General features: G+C 69.0%; 20 protein-coding genes. 12 read left to right on the top strand and 8 right to left on the bottom strand.

Annotated elements, in window-relative coordinates; translation table 11 throughout:
* Positions 1–74 precede the first annotated feature (74 nt).
* Positions 75–722 carry a response regulator gene (locus G7043_RS09750; protein WP_030467690.1) on the top strand — a complete coding sequence of 216 codons (648 nt, stop codon included), beginning with the start codon at positions 75–77 and terminating at the stop codon, positions 720–722.
* Between the two features lie 62 nt (positions 723–784).
* Here the strand turns inward: G7043_RS09750 and G7043_RS09745 are convergent, their stop codons facing one another.
* The 3 genes from G7043_RS09745 to bluB all read right to left on the bottom strand — a co-directional run bounded on the left by G7043_RS09745 (position 785) and on the right by bluB (position 3,706).
* Positions 785–2,242 (bottom strand): GGDEF domain-containing protein, encoded by a 1,458-nt coding sequence (locus G7043_RS09745; RefSeq protein ID WP_242642084.1) that lies wholly within the window; start codon positions 2,240–2,242, stop codon positions 785–787.
* 86 nt (positions 2,243–2,328) lie between these two features.
* Positions 2,329–3,075, bottom strand: coding sequence for a glycosyltransferase (locus tag G7043_RS09740; protein WP_242642083.1), 747 nt, complete (start codon positions 3,073–3,075; stop codon positions 2,329–2,331).
* Positions 3,076–3,079: 4 nt separating this feature from the next.
* Positions 3,080–3,706 (bottom strand): 5,6-dimethylbenzimidazole synthase, encoded by a 627-nt coding sequence (gene bluB, locus G7043_RS09735; RefSeq protein WP_166045249.1) that lies wholly within the window; start codon positions 3,704–3,706, stop codon positions 3,080–3,082.
* A gap of 84 nt (positions 3,707–3,790) precedes the next feature.
* Between bluB and G7043_RS09730 the strand changes: the two genes are divergently transcribed.
* Complete coding sequence (locus G7043_RS09730; RefSeq protein WP_166045248.1) at positions 3,791–4,147, top strand: hypothetical protein; 357 nt, start codon at positions 3,791–3,793, stop codon at positions 4,145–4,147.
* On the opposite strand, the gene rpsR is transcribed toward G7043_RS09730, so the two are convergent.
* From rpsR to rpmB, 4 genes are read right to left on the bottom strand one after another with little or no spacing between them, the layout of a single operon-like run.
* Positions 4,095–4,325: a 30S ribosomal protein S18 gene (gene rpsR / locus G7043_RS09725; protein ID WP_166045247.1), complete on the bottom strand. Its 231-nt coding sequence runs from the start codon at positions 4,323–4,325 to the stop codon at positions 4,095–4,097. The two genes, G7043_RS09730 and rpsR, sit on opposite strands and share 53 nt — an antisense overlap.
* Positions 4,325–4,618 carry a 30S ribosomal protein S14 gene (gene rpsN / locus G7043_RS09720; RefSeq protein ID WP_166045246.1) on the bottom strand — a complete coding sequence of 98 codons (294 nt, stop codon included), beginning with the start codon at positions 4,616–4,618 and terminating at the stop codon, positions 4,325–4,327. The genes rpsR and rpsN overlap by 1 nt, the downstream gene beginning before the upstream one ends.
* A gap of 1 nt (position 4,619) precedes the next feature.
* On the bottom strand, positions 4,620–4,787 hold the full coding sequence (gene rpmG, locus G7043_RS09715) for a 50S ribosomal protein L33 (RefSeq protein WP_086666242.1): 168 nt from the start codon (positions 4,785–4,787) through the stop codon (positions 4,620–4,622).
* Entirely contained in the window at positions 4,787–5,017 is a 231-nt protein-coding gene (rpmB, locus tag G7043_RS09710; RefSeq protein ID WP_207310916.1) for a 50S ribosomal protein L28, read from the bottom strand. Before rpmB ends, rpmG begins: the two co-directional genes overlap by 1 nt.
* Before the next feature lie 49 nt (positions 5,018–5,066).
* Here rpmB and G7043_RS49825 point away from each other — a divergent pair, with 49 nt between their 5' ends.
* Genes G7043_RS49825 through rpmF form a run of 3 tightly spaced genes read left to right on the top strand, consistent with a single transcriptional unit; the run spans position 5,067 to position 6,360 of the window.
* On the top strand, positions 5,067–5,951 hold the full coding sequence (locus tag G7043_RS49825) for a GTP-binding protein (protein WP_166045244.1): 885 nt from the start codon (positions 5,067–5,069) through the stop codon (positions 5,949–5,951).
* Positions 5,948–6,199, top strand: coding sequence for a type B 50S ribosomal protein L31 (locus tag G7043_RS09700; protein ID WP_166045243.1), 252 nt, complete (start codon positions 5,948–5,950; stop codon positions 6,197–6,199). Before G7043_RS49825 ends, G7043_RS09700 begins: the two co-directional genes overlap by 4 nt.
* Positions 6,199–6,360: a 50S ribosomal protein L32 gene (gene rpmF / locus G7043_RS09695; RefSeq protein ID WP_166045242.1), complete on the top strand. Its 162-nt coding sequence runs from the start codon at positions 6,199–6,201 to the stop codon at positions 6,358–6,360. The genes G7043_RS09700 and rpmF overlap by 1 nt, the downstream gene beginning before the upstream one ends.
* Here the strand turns inward: rpmF and G7043_RS09690 are convergent.
* The gene (locus G7043_RS09690; protein ID WP_166045241.1) at positions 6,357–7,004 is read right to left on the bottom strand and encodes a histidine phosphatase family protein; all 648 of its coding nucleotides are present in this window, start codon (positions 7,002–7,004) and stop codon (positions 6,357–6,359) included. The two genes, rpmF and G7043_RS09690, sit on opposite strands and share 4 nt — an antisense overlap.
* Before the next feature lie 74 nt (positions 7,005–7,078).
* Here G7043_RS09690 and G7043_RS09685 point away from each other — a divergent pair, with 74 nt between their 5' ends.
* The 7 genes from G7043_RS09685 to G7043_RS09655 all read left to right on the top strand — a co-directional run bounded on the left by G7043_RS09685 (position 7,079) and on the right by G7043_RS09655 (position 13,236).
* Complete coding sequence (locus G7043_RS09685; RefSeq protein WP_166045240.1) at positions 7,079–7,396, top strand: EthD family reductase; 318 nt, start codon at positions 7,079–7,081, stop codon at positions 7,394–7,396.
* Positions 7,393–8,208, top strand: coding sequence for a 3-hydroxyacyl-CoA dehydrogenase family protein (locus G7043_RS09680; RefSeq protein ID WP_166045239.1), 816 nt, complete (start codon positions 7,393–7,395; stop codon positions 8,206–8,208). Before G7043_RS09685 ends, G7043_RS09680 begins: the two co-directional genes overlap by 4 nt.
* A gap of 9 nt (positions 8,209–8,217) precedes the next feature.
* A complete protein-coding gene (locus tag G7043_RS09675) occupies positions 8,218–9,375 on the top strand; it encodes a GNAT family N-acetyltransferase (RefSeq protein ID WP_166045238.1) in 1,158 nt (385 codons plus the stop codon).
* Between the two features lie 97 nt (positions 9,376–9,472).
* On the top strand, positions 9,473–10,456 hold the full coding sequence (locus tag G7043_RS09670) for a nucleotidyltransferase domain-containing protein (protein ID WP_313887778.1): 984 nt from the start codon (positions 9,473–9,475) through the stop codon (positions 10,454–10,456).
* A gap of 21 nt (positions 10,457–10,477) precedes the next feature.
* The gene (locus G7043_RS09665) at positions 10,478–11,089 is read left to right on the top strand and encodes a trimeric intracellular cation channel family protein (protein ID WP_166045237.1); all 612 of its coding nucleotides are present in this window, start codon (positions 10,478–10,480) and stop codon (positions 11,087–11,089) included.
* 69 nt (positions 11,090–11,158) lie between these two features.
* The gene (locus tag G7043_RS09660; protein WP_166045236.1) at positions 11,159–11,854 is read left to right on the top strand and encodes a response regulator transcription factor; all 696 of its coding nucleotides are present in this window, start codon (positions 11,159–11,161) and stop codon (positions 11,852–11,854) included.
* Positions 11,851–13,236 (top strand): HAMP domain-containing sensor histidine kinase, encoded by a 1,386-nt coding sequence (locus tag G7043_RS09655; protein ID WP_390827106.1) that lies wholly within the window; start codon positions 11,851–11,853, stop codon positions 13,234–13,236. Before G7043_RS09660 ends, G7043_RS09655 begins: the two co-directional genes overlap by 4 nt.
* The last annotated feature ends 1 nt before the right edge of the window (position 13,237 follow it).

Below are 13,237 nucleotides of genomic sequence, written 5' to 3'. Positions count from 1 at the left end.
TAACGTGACCTTCGACGTGTGTACGCGAAGATCGCGAACATGAGGGAGCACGGAACGCCAATGCGGGAGGCGTCGTGATCAAGGTTCTGCTGGCCGACGACGAGGACCTCGTCCGTTCCGGCCTTCGCATGATCCTGAGCAGCGTCGGGGACATCGAAGTCGTCGCGGAATGCGATGACGGGCATCTGGTGGCCGACCTGGCCCGCCAGCACCGTCCTCACGTGGTCTTGCTCGACATCCGGATGCGCACGTCGGACGGTCTCGTGGCACTGCGGAGACTGCGGACCCTGCCGGATCCGCCGAGAGTCTGCATCCTGACCACCTTCGACGTCGATGAATACGTCTCGGAAGCACTGCGGCTGGGCGCGGCGGGCTTCCTCCTCAAGGACACCGAACCGGAACAGCTCGTCAAAGCCGTGCGCGACCTCGCGCGCGGGGGCGCGGTTCTCGACCCCGGTGTGGCGGCGCGGGTGCTCGCGGCCGTCGCGGACGGCGAGCGCATGGCCGAGCCGGCGCGCAGACTGCTCCAGAGCCTGTCCGAGCGCGAGCGCGAGGTGCTCGTGCTGATCGGCCAGGGCATGTCGAACGCGGAGATCGGCGGCACCCTGCACCTGTCGGAGGCGACGGTGAAGGGGTACGTGTCGTCCGTGCTCGGCAAGATCGGCGCGGTCAACCGCGTGCAGGCCGCGCTGGTGGCCTACCGAGGCGGCCTGATCGCCTAGACCTTCTGAACCATGGGGGGCACATTCATGGACCTCACGTCCATGAATGTGCCCCCCATGGACTAAGTGCCGGAGACGGTCTCGGGGACCTCGTCGATCGAGGGTTCCACTTCCACGCGGTTGCGGCCGTGTCGCTTGGCGCGGTACAGAGCCATGTCCGCGGCCGCGAACAGCTGGTCCAGCTTGGCCGGTCCCGCCGCGACCCCGATGCTCACCGTCGGCCGGCGGACCGCGCCCAGCACCATCGTCCAGTCGTGGCCGTCGACGGCCGCGCGGATCCGCTCGGCCACGTTCGGGCCGACGTCCATGTTCGGCCCGGTGTCCCCGAGCAGCACCACGAACTCGTCACCGGCCCAGCGCGCCACCAGGTCGTCCGACCGGCATTCGCGCCGCAGCAACGCCGCGATCTCGCGCAACGCCGCATCGCCGGTGGCGTGCCCGGCGTCGTCGTTGACGTTCTTGAACCAGTCCACGTCGACCAGCACCAGCCACGGCACCCGCCCGCGCGCCGCCGTCGACTCCAGCAACGCCTGAGCGGCGCGTTCGAGCCCGAGCCGGTTCGCCAGACCCGTCAACGGGTCGCGCGCCGCGGCCTCCTGCGCCGCCACGGCGAGCCGTTGTGCCTGCACGGCCACCCGGCGCTGCTCCAACGCCTGGCCGAGGCCTTCCTGCAACGTCTCCGTGGCCGTGCGCGACGCCGTCATCGACCTGCGCAACGCTTCGGCCTCGCCCACCGCGTCACCCAGTGCGTGGCAGATGTCCGCCAGCTCCGTGGAGAACCGCAGCAGCAGTGAGGTGTCGTTGATGCGTTCGGCGTTGCACACCGCACGGGACGAGAGTGTGCGCGCCTCGTCGAGATCGCCCTGTTCACGGCGCACGACGGCGAGAACCCAGTTGCCGACCGAGATGCCCCACAGGTCGGTGGCGTCCGTCGCGAGACGCAACGTCTCCGCGCCGAGCTCCTCGGCCTTGTCCAGCTGCCCGACACCGGCCAGCGAACGGCCGAGGGCCCCCATCAACGCCCGGCGCATGAGCTCGTCCTTGGCCAGCGAAAGGCCCTCGTCGAGGTACACCAGCGCTTCCTCGAAGATCGCCGGCGCGGCCGCGGGAGGTCCCGAACAGGCGCGGAAGTTCAGCGAACCACCGAGGCGCTGCAGGCAGTGGGCCAACGTGTCCGTGTTGCCCGCACGGCGCGCCACCTGCACGGACAGCCGCAGCATGTCCAGCGCGGCACGACGGTTGCCGATGCCCTCCATCAGATAGCCGAGCGAGCCCATCGTCTGGGCCACGGCAGGGCTGTCCGAACGGTCGGCGTCGAGGTCTGTCCACCCCTCGGCGGCCAATTCCAGGGCGAGTGGAATGCGGCCGAGCCGCCACGCCATGACGGCGCGGTTCACCAGTACGGCTGATCGAACCCAGCGGTCGGCGCCGGGTGACACCTTGGTGACCACCTCGTCGAAAAGACTGTTCGCCTCCGGCAAACGGCCAGCGTTGAGCAACGCGCGGACCTCTCGGTCCAACCGCGGAATCTGGCCCGCTACCAGCGGATCACGCTGCTCCACTCGTTCATCGACTCCGTTCCGACTCGCCGAGCGGCTTGCACAGGCTACCGGGCTGGTTGCGTGTACATGTGGCGCAGTGCCTGGGCTCGATCGACGATCATTCCGTAGCGCAGCTTCTTGTCAACGGGGTCGTTGTGCAGGTTCCCCGCCGTCACCTGCACTCCGTGCTTGCGGTACAGCATGCTCGGCGTCGCGATGAAGTACCCGGCCGAGACCGTCTGCAAAGCCATCAGCAGACCGGTGTCCTCGGATCGGGGCAACGCCATCCACCCACCCAGCGCAAGCAACAGGTCCCGCCGGACGCACATCGTGCCCGGGACGACGGGCAGTCGCCATTCGCCGCTGATGAACACGTCGAGCATCCAGCCGGGTTCCACCACACCTTCGCCGGGATCACCGGACGCCCACGAGACCACCTCCCCGTCGGGCAGGAGGTCGAGCGCGGCGGAGGTCACCCAGCCGACGTGCGCGTGCCGCACCAGAACCTCGACGTCGCGCCGCAGAGCGCCGTCCACCAGCAGGTCGTCGGCGTCCAGGTTCCGGACGAACTCCCCGCGGGACCGGGCGAGAGCCATGTTCCGCGCGCCCGCCGCACCTGCCGCCGGAGACGCCGAGAAGGTGACCCGCGGGTCCCCGAAGGACGGTTCCGACTCCGCGTCACCGTCGTGCTGGATCACCCATTCCCAGCTCCACCCCTCCGGCAGTTCCTGCGCGCACAAAGACTCGTACGCCTCAGGCAGGAAACGTGTGTGAGGTGGATGCACGGGCGTTACGACAGAGATAGTCCGCATCACTTCAATTTCGTCGGCCGTACGAGTCGTAGTGCAGCACGTCCTCGAGAGGCAGCCGGTTGCGCCAGCCGTGCCGTTCCAGATCGGGCGTGTCCGGTAGCGATCGCACCGGTCCGACGCACAGCCACGCCACCGGACGGACCCTCGTGGGGATGTTCAGCAGGCGGCGCAGCACATCCTCCCGGTAGAAGCTGACCCAGCCGACACCGAGGCCTTCCTCGGTCGCGGCCAGCCACAGGTTCTGGATGGCGAGGCACACGGAGTACAGGCCCGCGTCCGCGATCGCGTGCCGGCCGAGCACCGCCGGCGAGCCCCGGTCGGGGTCGTAGGTGACGACGATGCCGAGCGACGACTCCATGACGCCCTCGACCTTGATGCGGGAGAACGTCTCCGCGCGCTCCTGGTCGAGCTGGGCGGCGAACACGCTGCGCTCAGCCTGGACGTGATCCCGGAACGCCCGCCGGATCGACTCATCACGCACCAGCACGAAGTCCCACGGCTGGGAAAGGCCGACGCTCGGCGCCGCGTGCGCCGCGGTGAGCACGCGCCGCAGCACGTCGGGTGGGATTTCCTCGCCGGTGAACTCGGCACGGGTGTCCCTGCGCCGGTGAACTACTTCGTACAGGTTCATTCGTGCGATCGTGCCTCACTCGAAAGCACCAACTTCACGCTGGAGAGGTGGCGCTGATCTCACCTGAGGCGATAGACCGATCGGATGCGAAGAATGAAAGGTGGTTACGGCTCCGCGCTCGGATTCGGCGGCGGAGTCGGCGTGACCGCGTTCACCGGTGCCTGGCCGCTGCTGGCCCTCGTCCTGCTCGCCGCGGTGGTCGTGATCGTGTCCATGCGCACGACGATCGTCGGAGCAGGCCTGGCCGCACTGCAGTGCTGGGGCCTCTACGCGACCTTCTTGGTGGGTGTTCGTGGCGATCTGACGGTCGACGAACACACGACCTGGGTGCTCGCGTTGCTGGTGCAGCTCGCCGTGCTGGCGGTCGTGGCCAGCACGGCGATCCGCGTCATCGCCCTTGTGACGGGTACGGCAACAGGGCCATCTCCCGTGCGTTTTTGACAGCCGTCGCGACCTGACGCTGCTGCTGCGGCGTCAGGCCGGTCACCCGGCGGGACCGGATCTTGCCCCGGTCCGAGATGAACTTGCGCAGCAGCGTGATGTCCTTCCAGTCGACGACCGTCACGCCCTCCTTCGCGAGCAGGTTCACCCTGCGCTTCGGCGGCCTCTTCTCGCGCATCACCAGCTCGCCTTCGAGACGCCGGGAAGCTCACCGCGGTGAGCCATCTCCCGCAGCCGGATGCGGGACAGGCCGAACGCCCGGTTGTAGGCGCGCGGGCGGCCGTCTACCACGTCCCGGTTCCGCAGCCGGGTCGGCGATGCGTCCCGCGGCAGCTTCTGCAGGCCCCGCAACGCTTCCTCGCGCGTTTCGGGGTGCCGCAGCATCTCCTTGAGCTCAGCCCGCCGTTCCGCGTAGCGCGCCACGACCTCCCGGCGGCGCAGATCCGCGGCGATCTTCGACTTCTTCGCCACGTCAGCGCTCCTCTTTGAAGTCGACGTGCTTGCGCGCGACCGGGTCGTACTTGCGCAGCACCAGCCGGTCCGGATCGTTGCGGCGGTTCTTGCGGGTCACGTAGGTGTAGCCGGTGCCGGCGGTCGACCTCATCTTGATGATCGGCCGGACGTCGGTGCTCTTGGCCATCAGACCTTCACCCCAAGTTGGCGGAGCCGGGCCACAGCGGCCTCGATGCCCAGCTTGTCGACGGTCTTGATGCCCTTCGCGGACAGCGTCAGCGTCACGAACCGGTTCAGCGACGGCACGAAGTACCGCTTGCGCTGGACGTTCGGGTTCCACCGGCGCCGCGTCTTGCGTTGCGAGTGCGAGACGCGGTTGCCGAAGCCCGGCTCACGGCCGGTCAGCTGGCAGCGCATGCACACCTCCTGTTTGAAACGACTTTCGTTTTCATCTACGGTACCTCACATGGAAACCGTTGTCGTTATGGTGGCGGGGCTGGTCGACCACGACATCGCCGTGCGGGTGTGGCGCGACCGGCCTGGCTCGGTGCTGGTACGTCACGTGGCTGCGGAAACGTGCGTCCGGCGCTGGGTCGACGGCATCGTGACCGAGGTGGACCTGCTGCACAACTGCGTGTCCTGCACCGTGCGGGAGGACCTGAGGGAACTGCTCGGGACGCTCGCCGGGCACACGGTCGTGCTGCACCTGGACCCGTTGCTCGAACCGGACGCCGTGCGCCGCAACCTCGGCGTCGACGTCGAGTGCGTGATCACCGTGATCGACGCGGCGACCTGGCTGGACGACGCGTTGAGCGACGCGTCCATGACCACCGATCAGCGCACGGTGGCGCAGGTCGTCGTCGCGCAGGCCGAAGCAGCGGATGTGCTGGTGCTGCAGGGGAACGCGGACGAACGGACGCTGGCCGTGCTCGACCGGCTGGCACCCGGAGCGCATCGCTGCACGCCCGAAACCGTGGTCGTGTGCAGCCGCACGCGTCCGCGGATGATGCCGCTCACGCCCGAATGCGGTGTCTCGACGGCGGTTTTCACGGCGGACCGGCCGTTCCACCCGGCCCGCCTCAACGACGCGCTCGACTCGTTGCTCGACGGCACGGTCGTGCGCTCGCGCGGCCGGCTCTGGGTCGCGGACGAGCCGGAGATCGCGCTGCACCTGGAATCGGCGGGCTGCGGCATGCACGTCGGCGAAGGCGGCCCGCGCGAAGGCAAGACCACTCAGATCGTGGCGATCACCTTGGGTGAACCGGAAGCCATCACCGGTGCCTTCGAAGGCGCGCTGCTGACCGACGACGAACTGTCCTTCGTGGACTCGATCCGAAAGCTGGAGATGTGAAGCCCGGAATCCACCCCGACTACCACCCCGTCGTCTTCCAGGACGCGTCCACCGGCAAGACGTTCCTGACCCGCTCGACGGCGACGTCGAACCGGACCATCGAGTGGGAGGACGGCAACAGCTACCCGCTGCTGGTCGTCGACATCACCGCCGACTCGCACCCGTTCTGGACGGGCACGCAACGACTCGTGGACACCGCGGGCCGGGTCGAGAAGTTCAACCGCCGCTACGGAAAGCGAGAGCGCTGATGGCCGTCCCCAAGCGCAAGACGTCCCGCTCCAACACGCGTCACCGGCGTTCGCAGTGGAAGGCCACCGCGCCGGACCTCGTGCCCGTCAGGACGTTGGACGGCAAGGAGCTTCTCGTTCCTCGCCGCCTTGTGGCCGCTTACAAGCGCGGACTGATCTAGACCTGGTGCTGGACCGTCCCGTCCGGTGAGTCGCGCCACTGGTCGAAGGGGCGGTCCAGCTTCCACCCCGTGCCGTCGTGGTCGAGCACGCGGTTCTCGCAGGTGTCCACGTTGGACAGCGACTCGAACAGCTCGATGCTCCAGTCGAACAACCTGCGGCACAGCAACCTGATCGTCAGACCGTGCGACACGATCAGCACCGTCTTGGGATGCGCCTCGTCCTCGTTCAGCCGGACTTCGAGCCTGTCGATGAACGCGGCCAGCCGGTCGTCGACGTCTGCGCCCGACTCGCCGTTGGGCAGCCGGAAGAAGAAGTGCCCGAACGCGTGCCGCTGGTGCTTGAGCATCTCCTGCTCGGTCGGGTCCTGGAGGTTGCCCCAGTCCTGCTCGCGCAGCCGTGGTTCGTGCACGACGCGTTCGGCTCGCACGCCGAGCAGGTCGAACGTCCGGCGCGTGCGCTTGTAGGGCGACACGTAGGCCGCCACCGGTCCGGTGCCGATCAGCTCCCTGATCGTGGCGCCGGCGGCCCTGGCCTGCTGTTCGCCCAGTTCGGTGAGCGGGAGCGCGTGGTCGGGGATGCGGCAGTAGGCGAGCTCGTCGACGTTGCCGAGGCTCTGACCGTGGCGCAGCAGGATGATCCGCACCTCACCATCGTGCCTCAGCCCGGCGAGTGCTCCGGGCGTTACAGTGCTCGGCGAGTCGAGGAGGACGGTGTCACATGATCAAGTACATCGCGCTGTACAAGAAGCCCGCCGACCCCGAGGGTTTCGACGAGAAGTACTTCGGCACGCACATGCCGATCGCCGACTCGGTGCCGGGACTCGTGCGCGCCGAGGTCGCCAAGGTGCAGCGGGTCTTCCTGGCCGGGTTCCTCGGCGACACCGAGCCGTACCTGATCGCCGAGCTGTACTTCGAGTCCGCGGAGTCGATGAAGGCCGCCTTCAAGACGGCCGAGTGGGCCTCGTCCGGTGCCAACCTCAGCGAGATCGGCGGGATGGAGCTCGTGGCGATGTTCAGCGCCGAGGTCGTCTCGTGAAGGCTGTCGTGATCGGTGGCGGCACGATGGGCGCGGGCATCGTCCACGTCCTGCTCGCCCACGGCCACGAGGTGACGCTCGCGGAGGCCGACGCCGAGCGCGTCGAACAGGGCAGGCTCGCCGTCCGGCGGTCGCTCGACAAGGCGCAGGAGAAGGGCAAGCTCGCCGACGCCGAGGCGGCGTTCGCGAACCTGCGCACCGGCGAGCTGCCGGCGGACGCGGAGCTGGTCGTCGAGGCCGTGCCGGAGAACGTGCCGCTCAAGCAGAAGGTGCTGGGCGAGGCCGCGGCGAAGTGCCCGCGGGCGATCCTCGCGTCCAACACGTCGTCGCTGTCGATCGCCGAGATCGCCGCCGGCCTGCCCGGCGAACGCGTGCTGGGCATGCACTTCTTCAACCCCGTGCCGGTGCAGCAGCTCGTCGAGCTCGTGCACCACGAGGGCGTCGACCCCGCGAACGTGGCCAAGGCGCGAAGCTGGGCCGAGCAGTGGGGCAAGACCGTCATCGAGGTGCGCGACGCGCCGGGGTTCGCCACGTCACGGCTGGGCGTCGCCGTTGGCATGGAAGCGATCCGCATGCTGGAGGAGGGCGTCGCCTCCGCCGCGGACATCGACACCGGCATGAAGCTCGGTTACCGCTGGCCGATGGGCCCGCTGGAGCTCACCGACCTGGTCGGGCTCGACGTCCGGCTGGCGATCGCCGAACACCTCGCCGCCGAGCTGGGGCCGCGCTTCGAGCCGCCGCGATTGTTGCGGGACAAGGTCGCACGCGGCGAGCTGGGAAAGAAGTCGGGTCAGGGCTTCTTCTCCTGGTAGATGTTCTCCGTGCACATCCGTGAGTACACCGAGGACGACCGCGACGCCGTGTTCCGGCTTCGCAAGGTCGCGTTCAACGGGACCACGCCGTCCGGACCGTTGCTGAGGCCCGGTTCGTGCGGTCTGGCGGCCGAGATCGACGGGCGGGTCGCCGGTGTGCTCGGCATCGGCGAGTACGCGCAGTTCTACGGCGGCGCCGCGGTTCCCATGGGCGGGATCGGCGGCGTCGCCGTGGACGGCGCCTACCGCGGCCGAGGCGTGGCGAACGCGTTGCTCGACGCCGCTCTGCCGGTCATGCGGGAGCACGGGCAGCCCATCTCCGTGCTCTACGCGACCGTGCCGACGCTGTACCGGAAACGCGGCTGGGAGCGGACAGGGCTCTTCGAGTGGGTCGAGCTGCCGATGGACCGGTTGCTGGCGGTTGAGCGGCCCACCGAGCCGATACCGTCGCGCCCGGCTGTGGAGAGCGATCTCACGGCGCTGCACGACTGCTATCTCGAGGTGGCGCGGACGATCGACGGCATGGCCGACCGGCGCCCGCCGCGGATCGACCTCGCGAAGGTGCTCGAGATGGACCTGGTGAGCGTGCTGCCCGGCCCGAACGGCCTGCGCGGATATCTGACCGCCGGGCGCGAACCCGGCGGGGACATGGGCCGGTTGAAGGTCTACGACCTCATCGGCGTCGACGTCGAGGCCCAGTTGAACCTGCTCGCCTCGCTGAAGTCGTGGGCGGGCACGCTCGACGCCATCGACCTGCGGATCACCGACCCCGCGACGCTCAACCTGCTCGGTGCCACCCCGATGAGCTACTCGGTGTCGACCTCGACGTGGATGCTGCGGGTCGTCGACCTGCCCGCCGCCGTGGCCGCCCGTGGCTGGCCGCGCCTCGCGAACGCCGCCGTGGACCTGGAGATCATCGACGACCACGCGCCGTGGCACGCGGGTCCGCAACGGATCGTCGTCGAGGACGGCTCCGTGCGCGTCGAACCCGGCGGCACCGGGGCCGTGCGGCTGCACGCGCGGGCACTCGGACCGTGGTTCTCCGGCGCGCAGAACACGCATGCCTTGCGGCGTGCGGGTTTGCTGGAGGGCGACCCGGCCGACGCGGTGGTGCTGGACCAGCTCGTCGGCGCGTCCGGGGTGCCTCGGCTCGCGGACTTCTTCTGACAAAAGCGGTCTCTCAGCCTCCAAAGAGGACCTTTCGGTCGAGCAACTGCCGACGTTCGGCGGTTAGCCGAAGTGTTCGCCGGGTAAGAATGGAGGCGTGGCCGAGGACCAGGACGAGGTAAGGCACGCCTACGGCGACAACATGGGTTGGCGCCTGAAGGGCTATGCGAAGCGGCGCAGCGGGTCGCCGGTCAGCGTGCGAGACATCTCCCGCGCGCAGTTCCTGGCGATCAGACCGCTCTTCGACGCCGAGGACAACCCGTGGCTGGTGGACCTGAACGAGGTCGGCCGGGAGATCCGCCCGCGCGTCGAACAGGTGCTCGGCCCGCTTGACCCCGACCAGGACTACTACGTCACCGGGCATCCGCTGGACTGGGACAAGGACCCGGTGCAGGTCGCCCGTGACCTGCTCGACGTCCGGTATCCGCTGGCGAGGGCGGCGTTCCTCGGCGGCAGCGTGGCGGCCGGCACCTACACGGCGAACTCGGACCTGGACATGGTCGTGATCGTCGACGACCTGCCCGGCGCATTCCGCGAGACGCTGGAGCACCGCGGCTGGCCGGTCGAGCTGTTCTGTCACACCATCGAGTCGTTCCAGGACTTCGTCGCCCGGGACACGGAGGGCCGACGTCCTCCGCTGCTGCACATGTGCGCCGAGGGTTTCCTCATGCTCGACGCCGACGGCACTGGTGCGCGCATGAGGACCGAGGCGCGCGCTCTGCTGGACGCCGGCCCTCCACTCGCGACCGTCACGGAGCTGGAAGACCGCCGGTACGGCACCACCGACCTGCTTGAAGACCTCATCGGGGCACGGGACGAGGACGAACTGCTCTTCGTCGCCGCACGGCTGCTGACCTGCGTGGGGGAGCTGGCGCTGGTCGTGGAGAACCGGTGGCTCGGGCACGGGAAGTGGTTGCTGCGACGGCTGCGCGACGCCAAGGAGGACGAGCTCGTGGACTCCTACCGCGCGTTGGTCCGGGGCGAGGGCGCCGAGCGGTTCATCCGGGTCGTGGAGCGCGTTCTGGAGTCGGCGGGTGGGCGCCTGGAGGCCGGTTACCGTCGGGCAGCGCCACCGCGATAGGCGGCACTATTCTCTCCGTTCGTGCTGCTCATCGTCCTGGAGCTGATCGGGATCGCCGTGTTCGCCGCCTCCGGTTCGGTGGCCGCGGTCCGCGCTCGCCTCGACGTGTTCGGCGTGATCGTCCTGGCGCTCACCACGGCGCTGGGCGGCGGCATCATCCGGGACGTGCTGCTGGGCGTGCACCCGCCGACCAGCCTCCGGAACTGGCCGTACCTGCTGGTCGCGGGCGGTACAGGTCTGATCGTCTTCTGGTTCCACCCGCAGGTCGCGAAGCTTCGCCGGTCCGTGCTGCTGCTGGACGCCGTGGGGCTCGGTCTGTTCGTCACGTCGGGCACCACCACCGCGCTCGCTCACGGTGCGACCCCGTACGCGGCGTGCCTCATCGGTATGACGACAGGTATCGGTGGTGGTGCACTGCGTGACCTCCTCCTCCGAGAAATTCCATTGGTTCTGAGGAGAGAGATCTACGCCGTCGCAGCCCTTGCCGGCGCGGTCGTCGTCGCACTGGGTGAATGGGCGAAACTGCCGAAAGGCCTGGTCGCGCTGACTGGTGCGTCAATCATCATCACCATCAGGCTGATTGCGCTCTGGCGGAAGTGGAACGCACCCGTCGCGCGTGGCCTCGAAGGCTAACGCCGAACTCACACGTGCAGTTGAGGCCCTTCTCAGGCGACTCTCAGATCCCTCGGCAAGACTGCCCCCATGCGCATCCTCGTTGTCGACGACGACCGGGCGGTCAGGGAGTCACTCCGCCGCTCGCTCCAGTTCAACGGCTACCAGGTCGAGACCGCCGGCGACGGCATGCAGGCCCTGGAGTCGGTGACCGCCGCCAGGCCGGACGCGATGGTGCTCGACGTGATGATGCCGCGGCTGGACGGTCTCGAGGTGTGCCGCAGGTTGCGCAGCACCGGTGACGACCTGCCGATCCTCGTGCTGACCGCGCGGGACGCCGTGAGCGACCGCGTGTCCGGGTTGGACGCCGGTGCCGACGACTACCTCCCCAAGCCGTTCGCGCTGGAGGAGTTGCTGGCGAGGCTGCGCGCCCTGCTGCGCCGTGCCGCCCACGACGACGACGCCGCCCAGCAGTCCGCCGCCGTGCTCAAGTTCGCCGACCTGGAGCTGGACCCGTCCACCAGGGACGTCCGCCGCGGCGAACGCTCCATCAGTCTCACCCGCACCGAGTTCGCGCTGCTCGAGCTCCTGCTGGCGCACCCGCGCCAGGTGCTGACTCGCAGCCGCATCCTGGAGGACGTGTGGGGATACGACTTCCCGACCTCGGGCAACGCACTCGAGGTCTACGTCGGCTACCTGCGCCGCAAGACGGAGGCGGATGGCGAGCCGAGGCTGATCCACACGGTGCGGGGGGTGGGGTACGTCCTGCGGGAGACCCCTCCGTGATCTTCGAACCCCAGGGGCGGCTGCAGAAGGCGTCGCTGCGGGCTCGGGTCACCTGGCTCGCGGCGTTCTGCGTCGCCGGAGCCGTCGCGCTGGTGTCGTTCGGCGCCTACATGATCGTCCGCAAGAGCGTGTACGACGCGCTCGACGAGAGCCTGCGCTCCCGTGCCGCCACGGTGGCCACGGGCGGCAAGGTGACGACGCCGGACGAGGTCGAGAACTTCCCTGCGGCGTTCCTCGCGGCCGGTGACGTGAAGATGGGCCTGCTGCAGGCGAACACCGGGCAGATCCTCTACCCCAAGGGCTCCGACCGGCCGCCGACCGTGGAGGAGGCCTGGGACGTCGCGCAGGGCGAGCGCCCCGACTTCCTGTGGACCGACCACAAGACCGAGTCGCGGGTCATCGCCGTCAAGTACGCGCCGGGCCAGGCGGTGATCATCGCCCAGTCGATGCAGCCGCAGCGGACGACGCTGGCCAAGCTCAGCGTGGTGCTGCTGCTCATCGGCGGTGCCGGCGTGCTGCTCGCGGCCATCGCGGGCACAGCCGTCGCGCGCACGGGTCTGCGTCCGGTGCAACGGCTGACAGAGGCCACCGAACGTGTCGCGAACACGGGTGACCTGACGCCGATACCGGTTTCGGGCGACGACGAGCTCGCGCGCCTCACGCACAGCTTCAACGCCATGCTCGGCGCGGTCGCGGAATCGCAGGAGCGACAACGCCGGCTGGTCGCCGACGCGGGCCACGAGCTGCGCACGCCGTTGACGTCCATGCGCACGAACCTGGAGCTGCTGTTGGCGTCGGAACGTCCGAATTCGCCCACCCTGTCCGAAGAGGACAAGCGGGAGATCCAGTCGGACGTGCGCGCCCAGATCGACGAACTGACCACGTTGATCGGTGACCTGGTCGAACTGGCCCGTGAGGACGCCCCGCAGGTGGTGCATGAGCCCGTCGACCTCGTCGAGGTGGTAGAACGGTCTCTGGACCGCGCGCGCCGACGCGCTTCGAACGTCACGTTCGACGTGCAGCTGCAACCGTGGACACTTCTGGGTGATTCGAGTGCTCTCGAGCGCGCGGTGCTGAACCTCCTCGACAACGCGGTGAAGTTCAGCCCCTCGGGCTCAGCGGTGCGGCTGAACGTCCGCCAGGTGGGCGACGGCAGCGCCGTGGTGGAGGTGGCGGACGCGGGTCCCGGTATCGCGGACGCCGATCTACCTCACGTTTTCGAACGGTTCTACCGATCGTCCGAGGCACGGACCCTGCCGGGTTCCGGTCTGGGACTCGCCATCGTCAAGCAGGTGGCACAACGGCACGGCGGCACGGCCACGGCGGGCAGAGCCCCCGAAGGCGGGGCCCTGTTCACGTTGCGCCTACCCGGTCGTCCGTAAG

Source organism: Lentzea alba (assembly GCF_011067745.1).
GTDB classification, from domain to species: Bacteria; Actinomycetota; Actinomycetes; order Mycobacteriales; family Pseudonocardiaceae; genus Lentzea; species Lentzea alba.
The sequence above is the reverse complement of the archived record's forward strand: the minus strand, read 5'-3'. Positions and strand labels throughout refer to the sequence as shown.